The 24,515-nt window shown below is 64.1% G+C and carries 26 protein-coding genes and 3 pseudogenes; 17 read left to right on the top strand and 12 right to left on the bottom strand.

The window, feature by feature from the left end; genetic code table 11:
- Window positions 1-4: 4 nt before the first annotated feature.
- From HK436_RS09910 to HK436_RS09880, 7 genes are all read right to left on the bottom strand, one after another.
- Window positions 5-178: a hypothetical protein gene (locus HK436_RS09910; protein WP_173189263.1), complete on the bottom strand. Its 174-nt coding sequence runs from the start codon at window positions 176-178 to the stop codon at window positions 5-7.
- Between the two features lie 33 nt (window positions 179-211).
- Window positions 212-1,006 (bottom strand): sugar isomerase domain-containing protein, encoded by a 795-nt coding sequence (locus HK436_RS09905; RefSeq protein ID WP_173189261.1) that lies wholly within the window; start codon window positions 1,004-1,006, stop codon window positions 212-214.
- Between the two features lie 26 nt (window positions 1,007-1,032).
- Window positions 1,033-1,776, bottom strand: a complete 744-nt coding sequence (locus HK436_RS09900; protein ID WP_173189260.1) for a GntR family transcriptional regulator — start codon at window positions 1,774-1,776, stop codon at window positions 1,033-1,035.
- A complete protein-coding gene (locus tag HK436_RS09895) occupies window positions 1,773-2,648 on the bottom strand; it encodes an ROK family protein (RefSeq protein WP_173189258.1) in 876 nt (291 codons plus the stop codon). The genes HK436_RS09900 and HK436_RS09895 overlap by 4 nt, the downstream gene beginning before the upstream one ends.
- On the bottom strand, window positions 2,645-3,505 hold the full coding sequence (locus HK436_RS09890; RefSeq protein WP_173189256.1) for a carbohydrate ABC transporter permease: 861 nt from the start codon (window positions 3,503-3,505) through the stop codon (window positions 2,645-2,647). The genes HK436_RS09895 and HK436_RS09890 overlap by 4 nt, the downstream gene beginning before the upstream one ends.
- Window positions 3,502-4,383: a carbohydrate ABC transporter permease gene (locus tag HK436_RS09885; RefSeq protein ID WP_173189254.1), complete on the bottom strand. Its 882-nt coding sequence runs from the start codon at window positions 4,381-4,383 to the stop codon at window positions 3,502-3,504. Before HK436_RS09885 ends, HK436_RS09890 begins: the two co-directional genes overlap by 4 nt.
- Before the next feature lie 85 nt (window positions 4,384-4,468).
- Window positions 4,469-5,758, bottom strand: coding sequence for an ABC transporter substrate-binding protein (locus tag HK436_RS09880; protein WP_244648637.1), 1,290 nt, complete (start codon window positions 5,756-5,758; stop codon window positions 4,469-4,471).
- Window positions 5,759-5,859: 101 nt separating this feature from the next.
- Between HK436_RS09880 and HK436_RS30520 the strand changes: the two genes are divergently transcribed.
- Window positions 5,860-6,123 (top strand): hypothetical protein, encoded by a 264-nt coding sequence (locus HK436_RS30520; protein ID WP_206680497.1) that lies wholly within the window; start codon window positions 5,860-5,862, stop codon window positions 6,121-6,123.
- Window positions 6,069-6,959 (top strand): N-acetylglucosamine-6-phosphate deacetylase, encoded by an 891-nt coding sequence (locus HK436_RS09875; protein WP_206680496.1) that lies wholly within the window; start codon window positions 6,069-6,071, stop codon window positions 6,957-6,959. The genes HK436_RS30520 and HK436_RS09875 overlap by 55 nt, the downstream gene beginning before the upstream one ends.
- A 9-nt stretch (window positions 6,960-6,968) precedes the next feature.
- Here the strand turns inward: HK436_RS09875 and HK436_RS09870 are convergent, their stop codons facing one another.
- Window positions 6,969-7,652, bottom strand: coding sequence for a universal stress protein (locus HK436_RS09870; RefSeq protein ID WP_244648636.1), 684 nt, complete (start codon window positions 7,650-7,652; stop codon window positions 6,969-6,971).
- 309 nt (window positions 7,653-7,961) lie between these two features.
- Here HK436_RS09870 and HK436_RS09865 point away from each other — a divergent pair, with 309 nt between their 5' ends.
- From HK436_RS09865 to HK436_RS09840, 6 genes and pseudogenes are all read left to right on the top strand, one after another.
- A complete protein-coding gene (locus HK436_RS09865; RefSeq protein WP_173189252.1) occupies window positions 7,962-8,348 on the top strand; it encodes a hypothetical protein in 387 nt (128 codons plus the stop codon).
- 118 nt (window positions 8,349-8,466) lie between these two features.
- Window positions 8,467-9,971: pseudogene (locus HK436_RS09860) on the top strand (two-component system sensor histidine kinase NtrB).
- A 6-nt stretch (window positions 9,972-9,977) separates the two neighbouring features.
- Entirely contained in the window at window positions 9,978-10,589 is a 612-nt protein-coding gene (gene fixJ, locus HK436_RS09855) for a response regulator FixJ (protein ID WP_173190079.1), read from the top strand.
- Between the two features lie 88 nt (window positions 10,590-10,677).
- On the top strand, window positions 10,678-11,061 hold the full coding sequence (locus HK436_RS09850) for a hypothetical protein (RefSeq protein ID WP_173189250.1): 384 nt from the start codon (window positions 10,678-10,680) through the stop codon (window positions 11,059-11,061).
- Window positions 11,062-11,142: 81 nt separating this feature from the next.
- Window positions 11,143-11,778: a helix-turn-helix domain-containing protein gene (locus HK436_RS09845; RefSeq protein WP_173189248.1), complete on the top strand. Its 636-nt coding sequence runs from the start codon at window positions 11,143-11,145 to the stop codon at window positions 11,776-11,778.
- A 120-nt stretch (window positions 11,779-11,898) separates the two neighbouring features.
- Window positions 11,899-12,726, top strand: coding sequence for a universal stress protein (locus HK436_RS09840; RefSeq protein ID WP_173189246.1), 828 nt, complete (start codon window positions 11,899-11,901; stop codon window positions 12,724-12,726).
- Between the two features lie 69 nt (window positions 12,727-12,795).
- On the opposite strand, the gene HK436_RS09835 is transcribed toward HK436_RS09840, so the two are convergent.
- The 3 genes and pseudogenes from HK436_RS09835 to HK436_RS09825 all read right to left on the bottom strand — a co-directional run bounded on the left by HK436_RS09835 (window position 12,796) and on the right by HK436_RS09825 (window position 17,037).
- Window positions 12,796-13,575, bottom strand: a complete 780-nt coding sequence (locus HK436_RS09835) for a Bax inhibitor-1/YccA family protein (protein WP_173189244.1) — start codon at window positions 13,573-13,575, stop codon at window positions 12,796-12,798.
- Window positions 13,576-13,779: 204 nt separating this feature from the next.
- Window positions 13,780-16,329, bottom strand: coding sequence for an ABC transporter permease (locus tag HK436_RS09830; RefSeq protein ID WP_173189242.1), 2,550 nt, complete (start codon window positions 16,327-16,329; stop codon window positions 13,780-13,782).
- 10 nt (window positions 16,330-16,339) lie between these two features.
- Window positions 16,340-17,037: pseudogene (locus tag HK436_RS09825) on the bottom strand (ABC transporter ATP-binding protein).
- Window positions 17,038-17,100: 63 nt separating this feature from the next.
- Here HK436_RS09825 and HK436_RS09820 point away from each other — a divergent pair.
- The 8 genes and pseudogenes from HK436_RS09820 (at window position 17,101) to HK436_RS09785 (ending at window position 22,446) form a co-directional block, all read left to right on the top strand.
- Window positions 17,101-17,745 (top strand): arylesterase, encoded by a 645-nt coding sequence (locus HK436_RS09820; RefSeq protein WP_173189240.1) that lies wholly within the window; start codon window positions 17,101-17,103, stop codon window positions 17,743-17,745.
- 108 nt (window positions 17,746-17,853) lie between these two features.
- The gene (gene thpR, locus HK436_RS09815; protein ID WP_173189238.1) at window positions 17,854-18,450 is read left to right on the top strand and encodes an RNA 2',3'-cyclic phosphodiesterase; all 597 of its coding nucleotides are present in this window, start codon (window positions 17,854-17,856) and stop codon (window positions 18,448-18,450) included.
- A 5-nt stretch (window positions 18,451-18,455) separates the two neighbouring features.
- Complete coding sequence (locus HK436_RS09810) at window positions 18,456-18,833, top strand: 4a-hydroxytetrahydrobiopterin dehydratase (protein WP_173189236.1); 378 nt, start codon at window positions 18,456-18,458, stop codon at window positions 18,831-18,833.
- Complete coding sequence (locus HK436_RS09805; protein WP_173189234.1) at window positions 18,830-19,408, top strand: tyrosine phosphatase family protein; 579 nt, start codon at window positions 18,830-18,832, stop codon at window positions 19,406-19,408. The genes HK436_RS09810 and HK436_RS09805 overlap by 4 nt, the downstream gene beginning before the upstream one ends.
- 66 nt (window positions 19,409-19,474) lie before the next feature.
- Window positions 19,475-19,849, top strand: a complete 375-nt coding sequence (locus tag HK436_RS09800; protein WP_173190077.1) for a YkvA family protein — start codon at window positions 19,475-19,477, stop codon at window positions 19,847-19,849.
- A 252-nt stretch (window positions 19,850-20,101) separates the two neighbouring features.
- Window positions 20,102-20,605: an invasion associated locus B family protein gene (locus HK436_RS09795; RefSeq protein WP_173189232.1), complete on the top strand. Its 504-nt coding sequence runs from the start codon at window positions 20,102-20,104 to the stop codon at window positions 20,603-20,605.
- Between the two features lie 173 nt (window positions 20,606-20,778).
- Window positions 20,779-22,009 (top strand): annotated as a pseudogene (gene rlmN / locus HK436_RS09790) (dual-specificity RNA methyltransferase RlmN).
- The gene (locus tag HK436_RS09785) at window positions 22,006-22,446 is read left to right on the top strand and encodes a hypothetical protein (RefSeq protein ID WP_173189230.1); all 441 of its coding nucleotides are present in this window, start codon (window positions 22,006-22,008) and stop codon (window positions 22,444-22,446) included. The pseudogene rlmN and the gene HK436_RS09785 overlap by 4 nt, the downstream one beginning before the upstream one ends.
- Window positions 22,447-22,458: 12 nt before the next feature.
- Here the strand turns inward: HK436_RS09785 and HK436_RS09780 are convergent, their stop codons facing one another.
- Entirely contained in the window at window positions 22,459-23,100 is a 642-nt protein-coding gene (locus tag HK436_RS09780; protein WP_173189228.1) for a LysE family translocator, read from the bottom strand.
- 217 nt (window positions 23,101-23,317) lie between these two features.
- Between HK436_RS09780 and HK436_RS09775 the strand changes: the two genes are divergently transcribed.
- The gene (locus tag HK436_RS09775; protein WP_173189226.1) at window positions 23,318-24,442 is read left to right on the top strand and encodes a TRAP transporter substrate-binding protein; all 1,125 of its coding nucleotides are present in this window, start codon (window positions 23,318-23,320) and stop codon (window positions 24,440-24,442) included.
- Window positions 24,443-24,515 lie beyond the last annotated feature (73 nt).

Below are 24,515 nucleotides of genomic sequence, written 5' to 3'. Positions count from 1 at the left end.
TATTTCAGGTAGGTCGCGGCATGGTCCGACGTGCCGCGCGCCGATGTAGCGGCAAACAGGGGGCACGGTCACGCAGGATCCGGCCGATGGCCTGATAGGCGGAAAGGCCCTCGCCGAGCTGACGCGCGGTCACTGCCGGTATCTCCGCGATCTCGCGCGCCATCATCGTCTGCGTCATTGTTCGTGTCTCCCTGTCATGCCCGTTTGCTGATCAGGCCTCGCCCTGCATCCTTCCCTTGAAGAAGTCCAGATGCTTCTGCTGGGCGTCGATCATGCGCTCACGATATTTGCCGTAGATGACGTCCGTGTCGTGCAGCGTCACGCCGGCGATGGTCGGTGAGGCAAAGGTCGGCAGTTCCACACCGCGCTCGCCAAGCTTCTGCGCGGTGCGCGCGACAAGCTCGTGCATCAGGATCATCGCGAGCACTGTCGAAGACCCGGCCACGGGGCGCGACCAGCCTTCCACCGGCACCACCGCATCCTCGATCGGCGAACGCGTATCGATGACCGCGTCGGCGGCGTCGGCAAGCCGCTTGCCCGAAGAATGGGTGGCCGGCTTGTCCAGATTGTGGGTCGAGGTGATCGCGGTGACGAACAACCCGCGCTTCTTGGCATAGAGCGCGGTATCGATGCCAGATGCATTGCGGCCGCTATGACCGAAGATGATGATCGAATCGCCGGGATTCAACGGCTGATGGTCGAGGAACTTCTCCGCGTAGTTTTCGGTGCGTTCCAGCCACAGAAGCTCGCGCACGCCGCCGGCGCCAAGCACGTTGTGCCACATCACGCGCGGGTCGGTCAGCGGGTTGAAGCCGACATAGGAACCGTAGCGCGGGAAGGTTTCCTGGCACGGCAGCACCGAGTGGCCCGAACCGTAGAGGTGCACCAGACCGCCGCCCTGCAGCGAATCTGCGAGCTTCGTCGAGACGGTCTCGAACGCGGCTTCGTTGGTCTGTGCTGCCTCTTCGGCAAGCTTGGTGAGACGGCTGATATAGAGGGTCGACATGGTGATGTTCTGCCTTTCGCTTGGGATCAGATGTGGAGACGGGAACGAATCTCGTAGCGATCGCCCCGCATGATGGAGTGGACGAATTCGAACGGCCCGATGGCGTCCGAGGTGATGCGTTCGACGACGAAGGCAGGGCTGCCGGTTTCGATGCCAAGCAGGGCGGCGTCCTCCGCAGCGACGGTGCCGACGCGATAGACCTCCCGGGCCTCGCGCGGCGCAATGCCGAAATGCGCGCTCAGCGTCTGATAGAGTGATGCCGATGGCTCCAGTGCGAGAAATCCGGGAACCCGCGCCAGCGGCATGTACGCCGTCTGGACGCCGATCGGCGCGTCATTGCCCATGCGCAGGCGACGCAGCCGCACGACCGGTTCGCCCTGGCGGATTTCCAGCGCGCTCGCCACCTCGGCCGAGGCGGCCTGCTCGTCGCGTTCGAGAATGCGCGAACCGACGATGAGGCCGAGCCCCGCCATCTCCTGTGTGAAGCTGGTCAGCCCGCGCACGCCGGCAATGACCGTAGATGAACGTACGAAAGTGCCGCGCCCGTGTTCGCGTCGCAGCAGGCCGGAATCCTCGATGTTGCGCAGTGCGTGGCGGATGGTGATGCGGCTGACGCCAAGCATCGTGCTCAGCCGTTCCTCATTGGGGATCTGCATGCCGTCTGTCCAGGTGCCGTCTGCGATCAACCCGCGCAGCGCCTGTTCGGCCTGATGCCACAGCGGTTCGGGGCGGTTGCGGTCCGGTTTGGCTATCGGTGCGATTTCGGTCATTTCCGATCCTTCCAAAGCGTACTTCCTGCTGCGGCAATGGCAGCGCCGGCCAGCGCGGCCCCCGGCCCATACTGACCGGCTAGCAACCTGACAGCGCGCAGATGCGGCGGAAGCTGTCGTTGCAGCGCGGCAATGATGGGCTTCTCCAGAACATCGAGCGCCGTGGCCACCCCGCCCGCGAAGACGATGGCGCGCACATCCAGCAGCGCCACGGCACCGGCCAGCGCAGTGCCCAGTGCAGATGCCGGCCCTTCGAGAAGGTGCTGTGCCTGCGCATTGCCTCCGCGTGCCGCCTCTATCAGCCCGGCTCCATCGGCAAGCCCGATGGTTGCCGCGAGCCGATCGAGGGCGCGCCCGGACGCATGGCGCTCCAGCCAGCCGTCCCGGTCGTCCCCTGCATCGGAAGGGTCGGCGCAGGCCCAGCCGAACGACGTCGCGCCACCCCCTGCGCCACGCACGACACGGCCGCCGGATAGAACGGCCGATCCGATGCCGGTGCCGATCGCCAGCAGGATCGCGTCTTCGAGTTCCGAAACCGCGCCTCCGGTTGCTTCGGCCAGCAATGAAAGCTGGGCGTCGTTGCCAAGCACAAGCGGCAGGCCTGGAAACATTGCGGCAACGTCGACGCCATCCAGCCACGGCAGGTTCGGCACCCAGGTGCAGGTGGTGCCAGTGGCGAGCCCCGGGATCGCGATACCAATGCGGGCCGGGTCATCCCTCTCGACAAGCTCACGCAAGAGGGTCTCGAAACCGGCCAGGTTCGCCGGCGCCGGCCAGTGGCCGATTGATTCGACGACGCTGGGCCGGCCGGCATCGGCCACGCCCGCGCGCAGGTTGGTGCCGCCGAGGTCGAGCGCTAGCAGCCGGCTCATCCCTTGACCCCCGAACTGACGATGCTGTCGACGAAGAAGCGTTGCAGCAGCACGAACATGACCAGCGGCGGCAGTACGGCGAGCGTTGCGCCGGCCATCACCAGATGCGTGTTCATCGCCCCGCGATTGTAGGAGAGGAGCCGGCTCAGGCTGATGACGATGGGGTAGTCGTCGGTATTGCCCTGCAGCACGGTGAGCGGCCACAGATAGGTGTTCCAGTGATAGACGAAGGCGAACAGAGTCAGCGCAGCAAGCGCCGGCACGACGGCTGGTGCCACCACCGAAAAGACGATGCGCAGCTCCGAAGCCCCGTCGACGCGCGCCGCGTCGATCAGGTCGTCCGGCACGCCGGCGATGAACTGGCGCATCAGGAAGATGCCGAAGGCATTGGCCAAATGCGGAACGATGACGCCGAACAGGCTTCCGTTGAGTCCGATATAGCTCACCAGCCGGTAGAGCGGGATCAGCGTCACGATCGGCGGCAGGAACATCGTCGCGATCAGCAGCGCGAACAGCGCATCGCGGCCGCGGAAGCGATATTTCGCGAAGGCGTAGCCGGCCATCAGGCTGGTAACGAGAATGCCCGCCGTAGTCACCGTGGCGATGACGGCCGAATTCCAGAACGAGCGTCCGGCATTGATGACACCCGCGACCTCCGCATAGGAATCGAGGCTCGGCGTCTTAGGCAGCCAGACCGGCGGAACCTGCATGCTTTCGGCCGGCGTCTTGAAACTGGAAAGCACCATCCAGACGAGGGGGAACGCCGCAACCACGGCCGCGACGACGATCAGCAGCATGAGCAGGGCGTCGAAGCCGCTCGGATTGTTGCGCCGGAAGGGTTTTGTCGTACCGCTCATTCGCGCTCTCCCTTGCGGGCAAACGCGAACAGCGCGACGACGACGACGATCAGCGACAGCATCAGCGTGACAGCCATGGCGGAACCCAGCCCGCCCTGCGCCCGCTCGATGCCGACGCGGCGGATGTGATAGGTCAGCACGTTGGTCGACCCTGCCGGCCCGCCTTGCGTGATGAGCGCCACAGGCTCGAAAACCTGCACGGCGTTGATGACGGCGATGACCGCGCTGAAAAGCAGTGTTCGCCGCAGCAGCGGTAGCGTGATGCCGAAGAATTCCTGCACCGGGTTCGCGCCGTCGATGCGCGCGGCCTCGTAGAGGGCGTTGGGTATCTGGGTCAGGCCGGCGATGATCAGCACCGTGAAATAACCGACCTGCTGCCAGACATTGAGGAAAACGATCGAGACAAGCGCCGTATCCGGCGAGGAAAGCCAAGTGCCGGGCGCCACGCCCACCCAACCGAGCATCTGGTTGATCGGCCCTTCGGCCGGCGAATAGAGCTTCGACCACACCAGCGCGACCGCGACCATCGGCACCATATAGGTAGAGAACAGCACCGCCCGCAGCAGGTGCCCGCCCCGCACGCGCGTCTGGTAGACGAGCAGGCCCAGCATCACCGACAGCGGCAGGATGATGGCGACCGACAGCGCGGTGTAGATCGCCGTATTGACGAATGCGCGCTTGAAATCGCGGCCCACCGAGATCGGGCCGACGATGTCCTGATAGTTGCGCAACCCCACATAACGCGCCGTCTCGAAGCCGGTCTGCGTCGACCAGTCGTGAAACGACAGCCAGACGGTCAGCGCCATCGGCACGAGGATGAACACGCCGATCAGCGTCACCGCCGGCGCGAGCATCACCGTGATCGTGCTTCTGGTCATCGTGGCCATATGGAGATACGCAAATCCATGACGAAGGCGGGTATCTAGCCGGATGCGGCACCGCCGCACCCGGCTATTCTCATTGCTACTGCTTGGCCCGCTCCAGGATCGACTCGGCGTCGGCCTGTGCGTTGGCCTGCGCTTCCTGGGCGTCGACCTGGCCGTACTGCAGGGATTCAATCACCTGCTGCAGGGCCTCGGAGAACTCCTGCCCGCCAAGCACGACCGGGAATGCCTTGGCATTCTCGAGCACATCGACATAACCGGCAAGGAAGTCTCGGCCGAGATCGTCCTGATAGGCTTCGACGTCGGAGCTGCGCGACGGCAGGATGCCCATCGACATCAGGATGCCCGACATCGCCGACGCGCCGTTCTCGCCGGATTCAGCACCGTTGAGCCAGGACAGGAAATCCCATGCCGCCTCGCGCTCCGCATCGGCCGCGCCCGCATTGACCACGGTCAGCCACGAATAGGAGATCGAGCGGGCGGTGTCGCCGCTGGGTCCGACCGGGATCGGCGCGGTGCCAATCGTGTCGAAGCGGTCGCCCATGCCGGCGCGCAGCGCGCTTTCCCACCAGTTGGCCATGATGATCATGCCGGTGTTGCCGGACACGAAATTGTCGAGGAACGGTCCGGTGGTGTTGGCGTCGGCCGTGCCCATGGAAGGATCGGTATAACCTTCCTTGATCATTTCCTCGTAGAGCGCGAACGTCTCGCCAGCGGCCTGGCTGTCGAGCGCCGGCTTGCCGTCGACCACGAGGTCGCCGCCATTGGAAACCAGCAGCGATGAAAACGGATGTACGACACCGGCAGCCCACGAGTTGATCATGCCGAAGCCCTGGCGGCCTTCACCGCTGGCGGTGATTGCGGCGGCGGCCTCTTTCAGCGCATCCCAGGTGGCCGGCGGCTCGGCGATGCCCGCCTCCTCGAACAGCGCCTTGTTGTAGTTCAGCGCGTAGACGTTGATCTCGTTGGGAATACCGTAGACCGCGCCGTCGACGCTGGCGGCTGCGGCAATGCCCGCCGGCCATGCGGCGCCGACGTCACCGGAGACCGCCTCGGGCGCCTTCTCGACAAGACCATCGCGCGCGAGTTCCGGCAGCCACAGATCGTAGATGCTGGCAATGGTCGGTCCACCCGCGCCGCCGCCCTGCGAGCGGATGGTCGTCAGCAGGTCACCGAACGGCACCGCCTGCACGGTGATCGTGACATCGGGATTGGCCTCGCTGTAGCTGGCCGCCGCAGCTTCGAGCAGCGCGACGGTCTCGGGCGACCAATGGGTCAGGTAGGAAATATTCACGGGCTCGGCGAATGCCGAGGCGGGCAGCGCAACGGCTGCGGCAAGCGCCAGTTTCAGTCGCGTCAGTTTCATCATGATCAACCTCCGGAAGCCTCTGTGTCAGAGTTATGTGGTATCCTCGCGGAGAATTGGTTATAACATCATAATCCATTTGGCAATCATGGAACGGATCGGAAATGCAGACAGGTGAGATCGCAGGCCGCGTGCTGACGCCAACCGGTTGGATCGAGGGGCGCGTGCGCTGGCGGGATGGGCGGATCGAGGCGGTGGAGGAGACGGATACTGGCAATGACGGCGCGATCGTGCTGCCGGGCTTCATCGACCTGCATTGTCATGGCGGCGGCGGCGCCGACACATCATGGAGGCCGGCAACGCGCCGCATACAGTGGCAGCGACCCATGCGGCAGCAGGCACGACGGCCCTGCTCGCCACCACGATGACGGCCGAGGTGCCCGACATCGAACAGGCGCTGGCAGCCGCCAACCGCGCAGCACTCGAGCCAGGCGACGGCGAAGCGGCCGTTCTGGGCGTCCACCTCGAAGGTCCCTTCATCAGCCGCAGCCGGTTGGGCGCACAGCCCGATTTCGTTATCGACGGCGACACGGCCCTGATGGAGCACTTGATGGGCCTCGCTCGCATCCGCGTGGTGACACTTGCGCCGGAAGCAGATCCGGAGGGGGAACTCACCCGCTATCTCAACGAACGCGGCGTGCGTGTGCAGATCGGCCACTCGTCCTGCGACTATGAGACGGCGGCACGCTGTTTCGAGAGCGGACGCCACGGCGTGACGCACATGTTCAACGCCATGTCCGGCCTGCATCACCGCGAGCCGGGCATCGTCGGCGCGGCGCTTGCCCATGCCGAGCATGCGGAGCTGATTCCGGACCTCCTCCACGTGCACCCCGGTGCGATCCGCGCCGCGCTGCGCGCCATCCCCAACCTCTACGCCGTGACGGACGCCACGCCGGCATCCGGCATGCCCGACGGCGACTATCGGCTTGGCACCCAGCATGTGAAGAAATGCGGCAACGGCGTGCGCCTCGCCGACGGGACGCTGGCCGGAAGCAGCCTCACCATGCTTCAAGCCTTCCGCAATCTCGTCTCGATCGGTCTTGGCATCGACGAAGCCTCGCGACGCACGGCCACGATCGCCGCGGACTATCTCGGCCTGACGGATCGCGGGCGGATCGCGCCGGGCGCGGTAGCAGACTTCGTCGTGCTCGATCGCAACCTGGAACTCCGCTCGGTCATCCTGCGCGGAAAACCGCGCGGTTGATGCAACGGGTCAGTGCGAGAGCAGAACCGGCATCAGAAGATCGTCCAGCACGCCCTTCGTCGCGCCGCCAAGCACGAAGTCGCGCAGTCGGGAGTGCCCATAGCCGCCCATGACCAGCAGGCCGGCGCCGCGTTCCAGCGCCGTCTGCTGCAACGTCTCGGCGATTGGCGCGCCCTGCGCGCGAAGCGGAATTGCCGCCGCCTCGACGCCTCGGCGCACGAGCCCGCCGGCAAAACGCTCTGCCGCGTCGCGGCTGGACGGCTTGTCGTCGACAACCGAAAGAACGGAGACGCGCGTGGCGCGAGCCAGCAGCGGCGCTGCATCTGCGGCCGCGCGCGCGGCCACACGGCTGCCATCCCAGGCGACGGCAACATGTTCAAGCGCGCCAACAGGTGAGAGTTCGGGCAACAGAACGGTCGGACGGCCGGCGCCGAAGATGACGGTCTCGGCGGTAAGGCGTGACGTCGGATTACCAGCCTCCCAGCCCAGCAGGCTTATGTCGTGGTAGCGTGAATGGACGGCGGCCGTTTCGGCCAGCAGCGCGGGCTTGACTGCGATCGCGTTGGTGGAGGCGGTCAAACCGGCCGCCTGCGCCCTCTCCACAATGAGCGTGAGCAGGTGATCCCCGCGCTCCCGGCTCAGCTTCTCCGCCTCGCGGATCATTTCCGGCACGTCGAGCAGGAAATGCGACAAGGCATTGGAGACCGGCGGAATATCCGCGTTGATCGCAAGCGCATGAAGCGTTGCTCGAGATGACCGGCCATCGCCACGACATTAGCGGCGACCGCGTCGGAATTGGGATCGAGATAAGTAACGAGGGGAACGAAGGCTTCCATCTTCACGGCTGATCTCCTTTGTCGAGCCGAATTCATCAGGCCCGGAGGCTCCCGCGCAGGACCGTCGTGCCACCAATGCGGTAAGGTGGCCCTGGCCGCCTTGATCGTGATCAAGGACCCGATCCTGTCCACTGGGATAGCCAACAGGCAACGATTGGAGCACCCCATGACAGAGATGAAGGACCTCACACCGCGTTTCCGCCACGTACGGCTGCTGCTGGCCCGCGAAAGCGGCCATCCCGCCGGCGACACGGAGGAAGGCTACGACCTGCTCGTTCCATTGGATGGCGAGGGGCGTCTGGATGCCGGAGACTGGAAAACCCATCAGGCCGCCTGCCGGGTCCGGCACTTCAGCAACGGCAACACCGAAAAGGTCGGCCGGTTGCGTCGCAAGCCCGGCGGAACCTGGTATTTCGACTATGTCGAGGGCGAGCAGGACGACGAGATCGGCTTCAAGCTCGGCGACGAGCGCTTCGTCACCGGCGAATATGTTTCGATCGGTCGCGCTGGTAAAATGCATACCTATCAGGTGTCGCGGGTCGAGAAACCCTGAGTTGTCTGTCCGGCGCGGCATGCCGCCGCGCTTGCGCTAACTGGGCTCATCGCTAAGGTTCGCGTGACGGTCGCGCAAGCGTGGCCGCAACGCCCGCTTCAGCCATCGATGCCCGCCCATGCTCGACCATTCCAACGCGAGACCTTCAAGCCGCTTTTTCGAAGCTGTGCTTGCCAACCGATTCGGCGGGTGGACGGGCTATGGCCTGGCCATTGTCGTGGTCGCGATCGCGCTGGCTGCGCAGCTTCTGCTGCGCGGCATATTGAACGACCACGCGGTATTCGTGCTGTTTGCGCCCGCGATCCTGATCGCGGCTGTCGCCGGTGGTTCGGGCGCGGGCCTGCTTTCGCTGGCACTGTCGCTTGCCGCGTCCGTCTATGCGCGCGGCCCTGCAAGCGCAACGCTGGCGAGTATCCTGGAACTCGGACTGTTCGCGCTTGCCGGCGCCATGATCGTCTGGATCGGCGGTGCGTTTCATCGGACTGCACGCCAGATCGAGGAGACGCGGGTCACGCTGGTGGATCGCGAGGCGCATTTGCGCTCAATACTCGACACGGTGCCCGACGCCACGGTAGTTATCGACGCCAAGGGAGGCATATCGTCTTTCAACGCCGCAGCGGTGCGCCAGTTCGGCTACACCGAGCAGGAAGTCATCGGCCGCAACGTCAACATCCTCATGCCGGAGCCTTACCGCAGTGGCCATGACGGCTACATCCAGCGCTATCAGGAGACCGGGGAGAAGCGCATCATCGGCATAGACCGCGTCGTGGTGGGTCGCCGCAAGGACGGCTCCACCTTTCCGATGAAGCTCGCGGTCGGCGAGGTGTCGTCCGGCGGAACCACCTATTTCACCGGCTTTATCCGTGACCTCACCGAGCGGCAGGAATCTGCGGCACGCCTGGAGGAAATCCAGGGTGAACTGGCGCGGCTGGCGCGCCTCAACGAACTCGGGGAGATGGCCTCCACCCTCGCCCACGAGCTCAACCAGCCGCTTTCGGCGATCGCCAATTACGCCCAGGGCTGCACCAGATTGCTTCGCGACATGGACGAAGCGGTATCGGTACGCATGCGCGAGGCGCTCGAGGAGATTTCACGGCAATCGCTGCGCGCCGGGCGCATCATCCGCCACCTGCGCGAGTTCGTCATGCGCGGAGAAACCGAGAAGGCGCCCGAAGACATCCGCAAACTGGTCGAGGAAGCCGGCGCGCTGGCCCTGGTCGGCTCGCGCGAACGCGGCGTGCGTTCGGTTTTCGATTTCGAACCGGGCGCCGAGATAGTGATGGCCGACAGGGTCCAGATCCAGCAGGTGCTGATCAACCTGATGCGCAACGCCATGGACGCAATGCGCGACAGCGAGCGCCGCAACCTCAATGTGCGCGTCGCGCCGGGCACGCCGGGCGAAATCGTGGTTGAAGTCGCGGACACCGGGCCGGGTGTTTCGGAGGAGGTCGCCCCCAGCTTTTCCGCCCCTTCGTCACCACCAAGGCAGGCGGCATGGGCATAGGCCTCTCGCTGTCCAAGCGCATCATCGAGGCGCATGGCGGCGAGATCGACGTGGTCCGCAACGAGAACGGGGGCGCCACCTTCCGTTTTACCCTGCCCGCATACGAGGAGCAGAGCTGAATGGACATCGCAGACTACACCGTCCACATAGTGGATGACGAGGAGCCTGTTCGAAAATCGCTGGCCTTCCTGCTGACCATGGCCGGCTTCACCGTACGGGTCCACGAATCGGCGACCGCTTTCGTCGAGGCCGCGCCATCGATCCGCAAAGGCTGCCTGGTTACAGACCTGCGCATGCCCGACATGAGCGGTGTGGAACTGCTCCGCCAGCTTGGCGCCATGTCAGCGCATATCCCCTCGATCGTCATCACCGGGCATGGCGACGTACCGATGGCCGTTGCAGCCATGAAAGCCGACGCGCTCGACTTCATCGAAAAGCCCTTCGAGGACGAGGTGCTGATCGAGGCCATCAAACGTGCCGCCGCGAAGCTTTCCAGCGAGCCGGGCGGAGAAGACGTAGCCGCCATCCGGACCCGCCTCGAACGACTGAGCGAGCGTGAACGCGAAGTGCTTTCCGGTGTCGTCGCGGGACTGCCCAACAAGACGATCGCCTACGATCTCGACATTAGCCCGCGCACTGTCGAGGTCCATCGCGCCAACGTGATGTTCAAGATGGAGGCGCGCAGCCTGCCGGAACTGGTGCGCATGGCGTTGGCCGCCGGCTTCGGCCCGGTTTGAGCCGCGACAATTTGACCTCGCGCAAAGCGCTGGCTCGCGACACGGCCTAGTGAGGGGCACGCTGGATGGATCAGCCATCCCGATTGCCGTGGAGAAGGTCGCGTTGCATCCGCAGCATAAAGTGCTCGTCGTTGTTCCAGATCCGGAGCTGCGCAGATCGGTGGAGTTTGCGCTGGAGGCGGAGGGATTCCGCGTCGATTCGCACGCCCTGCTCGCTGCAGCGTTGCAGGCGGCAACAGCCGGGCAGATGGTGTGCAGCGTGGTGGATGAGAATGCCGTGTCCGGCCGCAGCGGCATTGCGGATCGGCTGGACCCGGTCCCGCGACCGATCGTGCTCCTGGTCGATCGCCTGCGCAACGTACCAGAGACCACATCGCAAATCGCGATCCTGACCAAGCCCCTGCTCGGCCGAAGGCTCGTCGACACGGTGGTAGCTCTGGTCGGCAACGAGCCAAAGGCCAGCGCTACGTAGTTTCCCGTAGGGACATAACCGAATTTCGCCACGGCGCGATCCGCGCGATCTCTGTCTCACGATACAGATGGGGAAACCGCCATGACCATCCACCCGCTGCCCACAGGCTTCGATGCCTTTCCCTTCGCTGTCGCCGATGCCTCCGGCAACGCGCTGCAGCCGGTCACCTGTTTTGACCCCGGAGCCGAAATCTATGCGCAGGGCGAAAAGGCCGACTGCCTCTACCAGGTGGAATTCGGGGCGGTACGGGTCTATCGCCTGCTGGCCGACGGCAGGCGCCAGATCGCCGCATTTCATATGGCTGGCGAGGTGTTCGGGTTCGAGACCGACGGCTCCCACCACTTCTTCGCCGAGGCGATCGGCACAACGGGTATCCGCATCATGCGGCTGGCCTCGGCCGGCGACGTATCACGAGCGCTCCTGCCGCTGGCATTGAAGAGTCTGGTGCGGGCCCAGGAGCATCTTCTGGTGCTTGGCCGGCAGCACGCGCCGGAGCGCGTCGCGGCTTTTCTCGTCGATATGGCCGAGCGCCAGGGCGGCGACACTCGGTTCGACCTGCCGATGTCGCGCATGGATATCGCCGACTATCTGGGCCTCACCATAGAAACCGTGTCGCGCGTCTTCACCAAGCTGAAGGAAAAGGGCGTCATCAGGCTTGCAAGCCTGCGTTGCGTCGAGATCGTAAGGTGGCATGCCTTGCGTGAAATGAGCGAATAGGCGACGTCGCAGTGTCGATGCTGACCCTAATTTTCGCATCTGGCCACAGGCGAGGGTGACAGCAGGCCTTCGGCCTCTGATAATGGCGGCCGAACGTTCGAAAGCCCAATCGAGGACGACATGATCAAAGACATTCTGCTGCCACTGCCCTCCTACCCCAAGACCGCGTCTCCCAACGAGTTGCGACGGGCCGTGGACATGGCCAGGCTGCTGGAGGCGCACCTGACAGGTCTGGTCGTGGAGACCGCGGTGCCCATGCCGGTGGGTTTCCATCCGTTCAGCACCGAGTTGGAAACGCAGCTGAAGACCCGGCAGAGCGAAGTTCATACGGTTGCCCAGGCGCAGCTCGACGCCTTCGAGGCAGAGGCGGAACGCGCGGGCATCGCCCGCCAGGGCATCATCGTCAAAGTTTCGGAAGGAAGCTCCCATCCCGCGATGGACTACGCACGCATGCGCGATCTGACGGTGGTGCCCGCCATCTCGGACAGTCAGGCCTGCATCGATCTGGTGCAGGCGCTGGTCTTCGAGTCAGGCAGGCCGGTGCTGCTGATGCCGGAGGGCAAGCAGGACACGTTCAGCCTCGACAGCGTCGTGGTGGCTTGGGATGCCAGCCGGGCATCGGTGCGCGCGATCGGCGACGCCATGCCGCTGCTGCGGCGCGCAAAGGATGTGCGCCTCGTCACGGTCAACAAGGACAAGGCCATGCCCGACAATGCAACCGGGCCTGAGCTGGCCGCCCATCTTGCGCGCAATGACGTGAAGGTGACGCTGGAGCATGTCGATCGTGGCAATGAAACGGTCGGCAAGACCCTCGACAAGGTGGCGGCGGACGCAGATCTGCTCGTCATGGGCGCGTTCGGGCACTCGCGCATCCGCGACTTCTTCCTCGGCAGCGCTACCGCTCACGTGTTGAAGAACCCGCTTCGCCCCACGCTGCTGTCGCACTGAGCGCGGGAAACACCGGCAAGAAAAAGGGCGGCTCGAGAGCCGCCCTTTCTTTTTTGGTTCTGCCGACTGCTATTCGCGGTTGCCCAGGAACTGCAGCAGGAACATGAACATGTTGATGAAGTCGAGATAGAGCCGCAGGGCGCCCATGATCGCCTTGCGACCAGCGACCAGAGCACCATCGCCCTCGTAGTACATCTCCTTGATCTGCTGGGTGTCGTAGGCGGTGAGGCCCGCAAACACCAGCACGCCGATCGCCGAGATGGCGAACTGAAGCGCGGACGATCCAAGGAAGATGTTCACGATCGACGCCAGGATCAGACCCCAGACGCCCATGATCAGGAACGAGCCCATGCCCGACAGGTCGCGCTTGGTGGTGTAACCGAATAGCGACAGCGCCAGGAACGCCGTGGCGGTGATGAAGAACGTCTGCACGATCGAAGCGCTGGTGTAGACCAGGAATATCGACGACAGCGAGATGCCCATCACGGCGGCGAAGGCCCAGAACGTGGTCTGTGCGGCCGAAAGGCTCATCTTTTCCACGCGGAACGACAGGAAGAACACCATCGCCAGCGGGGCGAGCATAACCACCCAGCGCAGCGGCGAGCCGTAGAGCGCGGTGCCGAGCCCGGTCAGCATCTTGCCGTTGCCGAGCTGCGCGACGGCAGCGGACGGGTCGTTCGTGGTTGCCAGCATGACGGTACCGAGTGCGGCAATGCCGGTGATCGCGAGGCCCAGCGCCATCAGGTTGTAAACCCTGATCATGTAAGCGCGCAGCCCCTCGTCGATCGAGGCGTCAGCGCGCGAACCGGCGGTCGCCACGCGAGCCTGATAGTTGCGAAGGTCAGCCATAATTTCCTCTTTTCTGCTCATGTTCCGTCGGGTGTCGGGCATACGCCCAGGCGCCGCTGGCGGAACTCCAGCATGCCTGACATGAAATATGCTCATTCCCCATCGTTCGGACAAGAGCAATTGCACGCGGAAACGCTTCGTGAGGCTCACAAAGCGTTCATCTGCGACATCGAACCGCGCCGAAGGTTAACGCAATCGCCCGCCTCACAGATTGCGCAGCACGGGTGCTGCCTTGTGGCCCAGAACCCGCCACGTGCCGATCAAGCCGAATCCGACGGTAAGCACCAGCGCGATCACAACTGTCGAGACAGCGACCTCCGGCAGGAAGGCGGAAGGCAGCGTCATGATGCGGGAAACGACGAACCACGCGGCCGCACCACCCGCCAGAAGCGCGAACAGGGCAGTCGCGAGGCCGATGATCGTGTATTCCAGCGAAAAAGCCTGGATTAGCGTGCGCCGTGTCGCGCCCAGCGTCTTCAACACCACGGCATCGTGGACCCGGGCACGATTTCCGGCTGCCAGCGCACCGGAAAGCACCAGCACGGAAGCGACAAGAGCAATCGCCGCCGCCGCCCGGATCGCCACCGCAAGTTGCGCGACGATCGTGTTGACGATCTCGAGCGCGTCCTTGACGCGCACGCTGGTCACGCCCGGAAAGGCACGCGTGACGGCATTCAGCAACCGCGCCTCGTCGGCGGATGTCGCCTGCTCGTCCGCCAGGGTGGCGAGCCAGGAATGCGGCGCGCCTGCGAACGTATTGGGCGAAAACACCATCACGAAGTTGATGCCGAGCGATTCCCACTGCACCTCGCGCAAATTGGCGATACGCGCGGTTATGTTGCGCCCAAGCACGTTGACGGTGACCGTATCACCCAGTTTCAGCCCGAGCTCGCCCGCTTCCTGCGCAGCGAAGGAGACCAGCGGCTCGCCCTCATATCCGTCGGGCCACCACTCGCCGGCCGTCAGCGTAGAGTTCTCAGGCACATTGCGCGCATAGGTGATGCCGCGGTCGCCGCGCAGCACCCAGGCGCCTTCCGGCGGCACCTGAAGCTCACGCACATCGACGTCGTTGAGCGCCATCACCCGGCCACGCAGCATCGGCACGCGAATGAGCTTTCCTTCCGGCGATTCTGCCTGGACGAGATCGGCGAACGCATCCACGTCGCCGCTCTGGATATCGACGAAGAAGAAATTCGGCGCCTGTTCGGGCAGGTTGCCCGCGATCTGACGCCGCAGATTGCCGTCGATCAGCGCGAGCGAGACGAGCAGCGTAAGCCCCAGCCCCAGCGACAGCACGACGGATGGCGTCAGCGCCCCGGGGCGATGGATGTTGCCGATGGCGAGCCGGAACGCGGTGGAGCGCACACGCGGGCTGTGGCGGGCAAGCCATTGCACCAGCGATGCGACGAGGCGCAGCACCAGGAACGCGACAATCGCGGCGCCGACGAAGATGATCGCGATGCGCCGGTCGGTCGACGTCCACACGGCGAGCGCCGCCAGCGCGACCGCGACCGCGAGTGTTGCAAAGACATAGACCAGACGCGGCAGGCCGCGGGGATCGAACCCCATTTCGCGGAACAGCGCCGTGGCCGGCACGTCGCGCGCGCGTCCCAGCGGCAGCAGGGCGAAGGCCAGCGTCACCAGCACCCCAAACAGCGCTGCAAGGGCCAGTGCGCCTGGATAAAGACCACCCGCGGCCGGCACCGGCAGCACGGACGACAGCATCGCGCTGGCCGCCAGCGGCATCAATGCGCCCAGCACCAGGCCGACGGCGATGCCGATACCCGCGATAGCCAGGATCTGGACCAGATAAACGGTGAAAACGAAACGCCCCGAAGCACCGAGGCTCTTGAACGTCGCGATCACCCCGCGCTTGCTGTCGAGATAGGCGCGCACCGCGTTGGCGACGCCCACACCGCCGACAACCAGCGCCGTCAGCCCGACCAGCGTCAGGAACTGTGAGAACCGCTCCACATTGGACGATAGCGCCGGCGCGGCATTGGTGCGCGAACGTATGCTCCAGCCGGCCTCGGGAAACGCTTCGGTCGCGCGCTCGGCGATCTGGCGCAGCGCGGCTTCACTCGTCGGCTCCGGCAGCTTCACCTTGTAGGCATGTTCCACGAGGCTTCCCGGCTGTATCAGCCCCGAAGCGCGTAGCCCGTCGAGCGAAACCAGAAGGCGCGGCGCAAGGCCGAACCCATCGGAGATCGCGTCCGGCTCGCTGACCACCTGCGCGCGCAGCTCAAATTCGGCATTGCCCAAACTCACCCGGTCGCCGATGGAAAGGCCCAACCTGTCGAACAGGATATCCGCCGCCGCAGCACCATGGATGCGGTCGGTTTCCGCCAGGATTTCGTCGAGCGGCATGGCTGGCTCAGCCACGAACGTGCCGTAAAGCGGATAGAGCCCGTCCACCGCCTTGACCTCGACCAGCGTCTGGTCGGAACCGTCCGCCAGCCGGGCCATAGAACGCATATTGGCGCTTTGCGCCACCGTGCCCAGCTCATCGAGGAAGGCGCGCTCCCGCTCATCGACCTCGCGGTGGATGAGTTGGAAGCGTATGTCGCCGCCGAGCAGTTCCCGCCCCTGCGATTCGACGCCGACGGTAATGGCGCGCGCGACCGAGTTGATCCCGCCGATCGCAGCCACGCCCAAGGCGATGCAGGTTATGAAGATCAGGAATCCCGAAAGCCCGCCCCGCATCTCGCGAAGTGAAAAACGAACGGCAAGGCGAAGCGTGTCTAAAGCCCCCATGCGCCGTGACTCAGGCCGGCACGGCGGCAAGCGCCGACGATGTCTCGATGCGGCCCGAGCGCATCGCGATCTGCCGTGCACAGCGTGCGGCGAGGCTTGGATCGTGCGTGACAAGTACCAGCGTCATACCGCGCTCCTGCGCCTTGGAAAACAGGAGATCCGCGACCTGTCGTCCGGTCGCCTGGTCGAGATTTCCGGTTGGCTCGTCGGCGATCAGTATTTTCGGGTCGGGTGCAAGCGCACGGGCGATGGCCACACGCTGCTGCTCGCCCCCGACAATTCGCCCGGGTAATGCGTTATCCGTTCTGCAAGCCCGACGGCGGCAAGCTCCTCCCGTGCAACTGCGAACGGATCGGCATGGCCGGCGAGTTCCAGCGGCACAGCGACATTTTCCAGCGCCGTCATGTTCGGGATCAGATGGAACGACTGGAACACGATGCCGACATTGCGTCCCCGGAAGGCCGCAACCGCATCTTCGCTGCGCCCGTCGATGCGTTCACCCGCGATCCAGACTTCGCCGGCATCGACCTTCTCCAGACCCGCCAGCACCATCAGCAGCGTCGACTTGCCCGAACCGGACGGGCCCACGATCCCGGTCGCCTCTCCACGCAGCACCTCGAGGCTGACGCCCTTCAGCACATGTACCGAGGAAGCCCCTTCACCCAGGGTCAGCGATACGTCCTTCATCTGGATGACGGTTTCTGTCACGGGGCAGCTTTCCTATATGTGTGATCGTCGGCGACGGCGTCGGTCAGATATGGGTTGGATAACATGGCTTTCAAACGGTTCCGGGACCTTTTGCTTACAACGGGCACACTGTTGCTGCTGGTAGTGACGACAAGTGCCGCCGATCCCGTGCGAATCGTGGGTTTCGGTGACAGTTTGATGGCCGGATACCAGCTTGAAGCGGGCCAATCCTTCCCCGAAAAGCTTGAAGCGGCGCTGAAGGCCAACGGTCACGATGTCGTGATAGCCAACGCCGGCGTTTCCGGCGACACCACGGCTGGCGGCCTTTCGCGGCTCGACTGGTCGGTGCCCGACGAAACCGACCTCGTGATTCTGGAACTCGGTGCCAACGACATGCTGCGCGGCATCTCGCCGGAACTGACCGAAAAGAACCTCGTCGCAATGATCGAGAGGCTGCAGGAACGCGACATCGACGTGCTGCTCGTGGGCATGCTGGCGGCACCTAACCTGGGTCGCGACTATGGCGAGGCATTCGAAGCGATCTACCCGCGCCTGGCCGAAACCTACGATCTGCCGCTTTATCCCTTCTTTCTGGAAGGCGTAGCGGCCCAGAGCTCCTTGCTGCTGGGAGACGGGATGCACCCGAACGCGGAAGGCGTCGACCGCATGGTCGAGGAGTTTATGCCGCTGATGGAAACCACGCTCGCCGGCGCCGGGCAGGGAAGTTGATCCGCAGCAACAATTCCCCAACGGAATGGCATGTGCTCACAAAAGCGCTTGCCCGTCGGCCCGATCGATGATTCGCTGCCCTTGAGCAGTCGATTCGAGGAGGTAGCAATGCCGCGACTTTTCACCGCCCTCGAGATACCGCGCGACGCCGCCCTTTCCTTGTCGCTCCTGCGTGGCGGCCTTCCGGGCGCACGCTGGATCGACGTCGAAAGCTACCACCTGACACTGCGCTTCATCGGAGATGTTGAAGGCCACGTGGCCGACGAGGTCGCCAATGCGCTGGACAGGGTGCGCCGTCCGGCCTTCAGCCTGACACTTTCCGGTGTTGGGGCCTTCGGCTCCAAGAAACCGCATTCCCTTTACGCAGGCGTCGTCGCGTCGCCCGATCTTGCCGCCCTCCAAGGCGAGATCGAACGCATCTGCCAGCGCCTCGGCCTGCCGGCGGATCCACGAAAGTTCGTTCCGCATGTGACGCTTGCGCGGTTGCGCAATCCGAGCCCGATCGAGGTCGCAGGATACCTGTCCTCGCGCGGGAACTTTGCCGCCATGCCATTCAAGGTCGGTCGCTTCGTGCTGATGTCCTCGCGCGATTCGGTTGGCGGCGGCCCTTACATAGTCGAGGAGGCATGGCCGCTGCTGGGTCGGGACACCACCCGTCCAGGTTCGGGCGAAGAAGCCTTCGACGCATCGCAATTCATGCGGTAGCGGTCATGGCGCGCGAAAAACTGGACGAAACATTGATCGCGGAGGCCCTTGCCGGGCTCGATGGGTGGACCCGGACCGAAGACGGCGCCGCGATCGAGAAGCGCTTTGCGTTCAAGACCTTCAGCGAGGCGTTCGGGTTCATGACACGGGCGGCGCTGGCCGCCGAGAAGCTCGACCATCACCCGGAATGGTTCAACGTCTACAACAAAGTCGACGTGCGCCTGACCACGCATGACGCAGGCGGGCTGACCGGGCTCGATTTCGATCTGGCGCGCCGAATGGACCGCGTCGCGGAAGTTGAACCCGGGCAGACCTGCCCGAATCGGCAATTCTGGTGTAGGGACCTCTCCGCGATTCCTCCAGCGACAGGTGCCGAGCCATGATCCCCGCCTCCATTTCCGTCCTGACGATCTGCGGCATCGACGAACTGCCCGCCCAGGGTTCGCGCTCGGTATCGCATGTGCTCTCGGTGCTCGATCCTGGCCGCGCCGAGATCGATGCCTTCGCCGCCTATGGCGACCATCATCGCACGACGCTGCACTTTCACGATATCATCGACCCGGCCGCCGGCATGGTGATGCCGGCCCGCGAACATGTGGGAGCGATCCTCGATTTCGGGACGGGGCTGCGCGGCTGGCGCGGCGAAGGCCCGAACGGCCATCTGCTGGTGCACTGCCATATGGGCATATCGCGCTCCACCGCCGCGATGCTCACGCTGATGGCGCAGACCGAGCCGGACACCGACGAGGATGTCCTCTTCGCACGCCTGCGCGAGATCAGGTCTCAGGCGTGGCCGAATTCGGTCATGGTCGGCATGGCTGACGACATGCTGGGACGCGAAGGCCGGCTGGTCGCGGCCCTGCGCCGCCATTACGGCCATCAGGCGAAGGCCCGCCCGGAATTCGCAGAGTGGATCAGGACCATCGGGCGCGCCCGCGAAGTGGAGATGGCGGCCTGACAGAGCGGGGCGGCTCTTGCAACGCAAGATAAGACCGCCCATCTCAAGGTTATGAACAAGAGCGTCATCAGCCAGGCCAAGGTCGGAGAGATTCTCAAGCCGGTTTCCGCCGATGAAGACCGGCAGCGGGAACGGCGCGTGCGCGAGAATTTCTGGCGCACGGCAAAACGCGCTGCGCGGCATATCCCGTTCATGGAAGACGTGGTGGCGAGCTACTATGCGGCCACCGACCGCAATACGCCGACGAGAGTGCGCGGCATCCTGCTGGCCGCGCTTGCCTACTTCGTGATGCCGGTCGACATGATCCCGGACTTCCTGATCGGCTTCGGGTTTACCGATGATCTGGCGGTGCTGACCGCAGCCGTAACGGCCATCCAGGGGCACATCAAGCCCACGCACCGCGCTGCTGCCCGCGAGGCGCTGGAGCGGGAACTGGACTGATCTTTCCAGTCGGATCAAGTCAAACTCTCGCCGCTTTTCCCCTTTTCAAAACAGTGCAAGGGATGAGGCAGCCAGGTCACGGGCCTGCAATGGGTTCGTGTGGCAGTCGGGTGGCAAAGTTTCGGGGCGCTGCGGATCGGTGCGGTTCACGCTTTGGTAACCCTGATTAAATTAACATGAAGCGATTGGAACCTGATTTGGAACCAGTTCGAACACCCGTACACGACCACGCACAGGGATAACGCTACGACGATGCGCGGAACAATATTGACAATCTCCTGCCTCGCCATGCTGGCGGCGGCGACGCCGGCGGTAGCCCAATCGGCAACCAAGATCGGCCAGCACAATGCCTGGGGCACCTATTCCTACCAGGCCAACAACGGCAAGGTCTGTTACGTGCTGACGGTGCCCACCGAAAAGCAGCCCGCCAGCCTCGATCACGGCGACATCTATTTCTTCGTCAGCCAGAAGCCGGGGCAGAACGTGTCCTACGAGCCCCAGTTCATCGCGTCCTACGACTTCCAGTCGAATTCGAAGGTGCAGGTCACGATCGGCGACAAGAACTATTCGATGTTCACGCGCGGCAAGTCGGCCTGGATGGAAAACGCCGCAGAGGAACCGCAGCTCATCGCTTCGATGCGTGCCGGCGCCGACATGCGGATTCAGGCCACGTCCGGGCGCGGCAACGCGACCAGCTATACGTTCTCGCTGCGCGGCATTACCGCAGCACTCAACTCGATCCAGAACTGCCAGTAGCGGGCAGAACGGGATTCGAAAGGCCGGGCCATGCGCCCGGCCTTTTCGTTTGCAGCCCTGGCCGCCTTGGCGAACGGCATGAAGCGCCCGCCCCCGTGACGTGACGGGCTTCTTCTGCTATGTCGCGCCCAACACTGGCGCGCGGCCACGGCCGCCACTATCTCTTTCCGATCATGACACTGACGCTCGACCTCACCTCCGCGCAGACCCGCGCCGCTCTCGGCGCCAATGCGCGCACGCCTGAAAAGCCCTCGCTCGTCGGCCTCAGCCGCGAGGAGATGGCCAAGGCCCTGGCCGTCGCCGGCATCCCGGAGCGTCAGCGTCGCATGCGTGTGCAGCAGCTCTGGCACTGGCTCTACGTGCGCGGCGTTTCCGATTTCTCGCAGATGTTCAACATCTCGAAGGACCTGCGTTCCGAACTCGACCGCCATTTCACGGTAGCCCGACCAGAAGTTGTCGAAGAGCAGATTTCGAACGACGGCACCCGCAAGTGGCTGTTCCGTTTTCCCCCGCGCGGCGCCGGGCGCCCTGTCGAGGTCGAAACGGTATACATTCCCGAGGAAGGGCGCGGCACGCTGTGCATCTCGAGCCAGGTCGGCTGTACGCTCACCTGCTCATTCTGCCACACCGGCACCCAGAAGCTCGTGCGCAATCTCACCGCCGAGGAAATCCTCGCGCAGTTGCTGACCGCACGCGACCGCCTGGGCGATTTTCCGGAGCGTGATACGCCCGACGGCGCGATCGTCCCGGCCGAGGGTCGCAAGGTCTCCAACATCGTCATGATGGGCATGGGCGAACCGCTCTACAATTTCGAGAATGTCAAAAAGGCTTTGCTGATTGCATCCGACGGCGATGGCCTCTCGCTTTCGAAGCGGCGCATCACGCTGTCGACTTCCGGCGTGGTTCCCGAGATCGCGCGCACCGGCGAAGAGATCGGCGTGATGCTGGCAATTTCGCTGCATGCCGTGCGCGACGACCTGCGCGATGCTGGTGCCGATCAACAAGAAGTATCCGCTTGAAGCGCTGATGGACGCCTGCCGCAACTATCCGGGCCTCTCCAACGCGCGCCGCATCACCTTCGAATATGTGATGCTGCGGGACGTCAACGATTCGCTGGACGACGCGAAGGAACTGGTGCGGTTGCTGCGCGGCATCCCCGCCAAGATCAACCTGATCCCCTTTAACCCGTGGCCGGGCACAAACTACCAGTGCTCCGAGTGGGAAACGATCGAGAAATTTGCCGACTACATCAACCAGGCCGGCTATGCATCGCCGATCCGCACCCCGCGCGGGCGCGACATCCTGGCCGCCTGCGGCCAGCTTAAGTCGGAATCGGAGCGCATGCGCAAATCCGAGCGCCTTGCGCTCGAAGCGATGATGATCGCCGGACACGGCGAAGCGTGAGCCGCGTACTGGGCTATCTCTGGCGCTTCGCAGTCATCATCGTTGGCTTTGCCTTTGCCGCGTTTGTCGCAAGCGCCTTCGGCGCGGTTTTGCTTGCCGGAAGCGGAGAACCGGACAGCCCGCTGCCCGTGCTGGACGGCCCGTTCTACCTGATGGTGTCCGTGCTGGCCGCCCTGTTCGCCTACTATGCCTTTGCCCCGGCCTTGGCCGCCATCCTGGTCGCCGAGCTTCTTGGCCGCCGCGACTGGTTGTTTCACGCGCTTGCGGGTGCCGGCGTGGCAGCCGCCGCCGCTCTGCTGGCCTGGGAGCATAGCGTTCCCGTCTCGAGCGCCGACACGTGGCCGTTCCTGATCATGGTTGCTTGCGGCCTGGTGGCCGGAATCGCCTACTGGGCCGTGGCGGGACGCTCTTCGGGCGTCTGGCTGCACGGTCGCTAAACCGCGCCGCTGCTATCGGGCCGATGCGGTCAGTATCCGCAGCGCGAAGGCCGAGAATATCCCCGCGAAAAGATAGTCGACGACGCGCATGACGCGCGGCATGCGCTTGAGCATCGAGGCAAAGCTGTCTGCCGCAAGCACCATCGGCACGGTGACCGGCAAAGAGATCGGGATGAAGAGCAGACCCAGGAAGAGAAGCTTCTGCGGCGCATAAGGATCGGTTGCCGAGACGAATTGCGGCAGGAAGGTCATGAAGAACAGCACGATCTTCGGATTGAGCAGGTTGATGGCGATGCCCATCGCCCAGTTGCCCGCCAGCGACCGCCGCGGCCCTGCGGCCTTTTCCGGCGAGAACGCAGCACCCCGGCGGATCGCCTGCACCGCCAGCCAGATCAGATAGCCCGCTCCGAATATCTTGAGCGCGAGGAAGGCCTGCGGCGAAGCCACGATCAGCGCCGAGAGCCCCAGTGAAACAAGCAGCGTGTGAACGAGAATGCCGCTCATCGCGCCTGCCATGCAGGCAAGGCCCGCCGCGCGGCCCTGCGAAAGCGTCCGGCCCACGAACAGCGTCATGTCGGGACCGGGCGTGATCGCAATGATGAGCGTGGCGAGCGCGAACTGCGCGATGATCGCGAACTCCGGAATGTATGCCATCGGCAGGGCTTCTTCTTTTGGGCGACGTTGAGCCTTGCTGATAGCGCATTTGGCAATGCGTGCGCCAGGATCACGAAAGCGCCCTCGACTGGGGCAGCACTACCTCTGAAATCACACGAGTCGAAAACGGTTGCAACAGCAACAAGATGTCATAATGTATGCAGGCTGAATTCACAAAAAATATAAGTTTCAGCTTATTTGGGAGGAGATAGATAGAATGAGTGAAGCTGCGATTTCTCGCCGCAGGTTTCTGCGCAACTCGACCCTGGGTGCGGGTGCTGCCGCTGCAGCAACCACACTGGCCGCGCCTGCTGTGCTGGCGCAGGCACCGGTACTGTTGCGCATGCAATCGTCCTGGCCGTCTTCCGACGTGTTCCAGGAGATGGCGCAACAATATGTCGAGCGCGTCGAGATGATGTCCGGCGGCCGGCTGAAGATCGACTTGCTGCCTGCCGGCGCGGTCGTCGGCGCGTTCCAGGTGCAGGACGCCTGCCATGACGGCGTCCTCGACGCCGCGCACGACGTTCCGGTCTACTGGTACGGCAAGAACAAGGCTGCCTCGCTCTTCGGCACCGGTCCGGTCTTCGGCGCCGATGCCACGCAGATGATTGCCTGGATGTATCATGGCGGCGGAAACGAGCTCTATCGCGAGCTGACCCAGGACATTCTCGGTCTCAATGTCGTCGGCTTCTTTGCATTCGGCATGCCGGCCCAGCCGCTCGGCTGGTTCAAGAACCCCATCGAGAGCGCCGACCAGCTCGCCGGCCTCAAATACCGCACGGTCGGCCTCGCCGCCGATCTTTTCCAGGCTATGGGCTGCGCCGTCGCGCAGTTGCCGGGCGGCGAAATCGTGCCAGCGATGGAGCGCGGTGTCATCGACGCGTTCGAGTTCAACAACCCCACCTCCGACATGCGTTTCGGCGCGCAGGACGTGGCCAAGAACTACATGCTCGCCTCCTACCATCAGGCGTCGGAATCGTTCGAGTTTATCTTCAACAAGGACAAGTTCGAGAGCCTCGACGACGACCTGCAGGCGATTCTGAAATACGCCGTCGAATCGGTGCATTTGTCGAACACAGCGCTGGCGATGGACCAGTACTCCAGCGATCTAGCCAAGCTGCAGAACGAGTCCGGCGTTAACGTCATGCGCACGCCGGACGACGTCCTCAAGGCGCAGCTCGCTGCCTGGGACCAGATCCTGCCGCCGCTGATGGAAGATGAATTCTTCGCCAAGGTTGTGGAGAGCCAGAAGGCGTGGTGCGAGCGGGTGGTATTCTACACCCTCCAGAATGCACCCGACTACAGGCTCGCCTACCAGCACTACTTCCCGGGCAAGATCTGATCGCCTGGAAGCGTCACGCATGAATGAACGGGGCGGTTTGACTGCCCCGTTCTCAGCGTCCTAGGTGCGGTGA

It is taken from the genome of Neoaquamicrobium sediminum, from assembly GCF_013240295.1.
Taxonomy (GTDB): domain Bacteria; phylum Pseudomonadota; class Alphaproteobacteria; order Rhizobiales; family Rhizobiaceae; genus Aerobium; species Aerobium sediminum.
Note: the sequence above shows the minus strand (reverse complement) of the source record. Positions and strands in the feature narration are given on the sequence as shown.

What these genes read in the sequence shown, in the direction of transcription:
- HK436_RS09810 (WP_173189236.1), top strand. Translation starts at nt 18,456, where the DNA reads ATGGCGCGCGAAAAACTGGACGAAACATTGATCGCGGAGGCCCTTGCC.
- HK436_RS09780 (WP_173189228.1), bottom strand. Translation starts at nt 23,100, where the DNA reads ATGGCATACATTCCGGAGTTCGCGATCATCGCGCAGTTCGCGCTCGCC.
- HK436_RS09865 (WP_173189252.1), top strand. Translation starts at nt 7,962, where the DNA reads ATGACAGAGATGAAGGACCTCACACCGCGTTTCCGCCACGTACGGCTG.
- thpR (WP_173189238.1), top strand. Translation starts at nt 17,854, where the DNA reads ATGCCGCGACTTTTCACCGCCCTCGAGATACCGCGCGACGCCGCCCTT.
- HK436_RS09895 (WP_173189258.1), bottom strand. Translation starts at nt 2,648, where the DNA reads ATGAGCCGGCTGCTAGCGCTCGACCTCGGCGGCACCAACCTGCGCGCG.
- HK436_RS09910 (WP_173189263.1), bottom strand. Translation starts at nt 178, where the DNA reads ATGACGCAGACGATGATGGCGCGCGAGATCGCGGAGATACCGGCAGTG.
- HK436_RS09830 (WP_173189242.1), bottom strand. Translation starts at nt 16,329, where the DNA reads ATGGGGGCTTTAGACACGCTTCGCCTTGCCGTTCGTTTTTCACTTCGC.
- HK436_RS09820 (WP_173189240.1), top strand. Translation starts at nt 17,101, where the DNA reads ATGGCTTTCAAACGGTTCCGGGACCTTTTGCTTACAACGGGCACACTG.
- HK436_RS09890 (WP_173189256.1), bottom strand. Translation starts at nt 3,505, where the DNA reads ATGAGCGGTACGACAAAACCCTTCCGGCGCAACAATCCGAGCGGCTTC.
- HK436_RS30520 (WP_206680497.1), top strand. Translation starts at nt 5,860, where the DNA reads ATGCAGACAGGTGAGATCGCAGGCCGCGTGCTGACGCCAACCGGTTGG.
- HK436_RS09900 (WP_173189260.1), bottom strand. Translation starts at nt 1,776, where the DNA reads ATGACCGAAATCGCACCGATAGCCAAACCGGACCGCAACCGCCCCGAA.
- HK436_RS09840 (WP_173189246.1), top strand. Translation starts at nt 11,899, where the DNA reads ATGATCAAAGACATTCTGCTGCCACTGCCCTCCTACCCCAAGACCGCG.
- HK436_RS09835 (WP_173189244.1), bottom strand. Translation starts at nt 13,575, where the DNA reads ATGGCTGACCTTCGCAACTATCAGGCTCGCGTGGCGACCGCCGGTTCG.
- HK436_RS09845 (WP_173189248.1), top strand. Translation starts at nt 11,143, where the DNA reads ATGACCATCCACCCGCTGCCCACAGGCTTCGATGCCTTTCCCTTCGCT.
- HK436_RS09885 (WP_173189254.1), bottom strand. Translation starts at nt 4,383, where the DNA reads ATGACCAGAAGCACGATCACGGTGATGCTCGCGCCGGCGGTGACGCTG.
- HK436_RS09775 (WP_173189226.1), top strand. Translation starts at nt 23,318, where the DNA reads ATGAGTGAAGCTGCGATTTCTCGCCGCAGGTTTCTGCGCAACTCGACC.
- HK436_RS09795 (WP_173189232.1), top strand. Translation starts at nt 20,102, where the DNA reads ATGCGCGGAACAATATTGACAATCTCCTGCCTCGCCATGCTGGCGGCG.
- HK436_RS09805 (WP_173189234.1), top strand. Translation starts at nt 18,830, where the DNA reads ATGATCCCCGCCTCCATTTCCGTCCTGACGATCTGCGGCATCGACGAA.
- HK436_RS09880 (WP_244648637.1), bottom strand. Translation starts at nt 5,758, where the DNA reads ATGATGAAACTGACGCGACTGAAACTGGCGCTTGCCGCAGCCGTTGCG.
- HK436_RS09905 (WP_173189261.1), bottom strand. Translation starts at nt 1,006, where the DNA reads ATGTCGACCCTCTATATCAGCCGTCTCACCAAGCTTGCCGAAGAGGCA.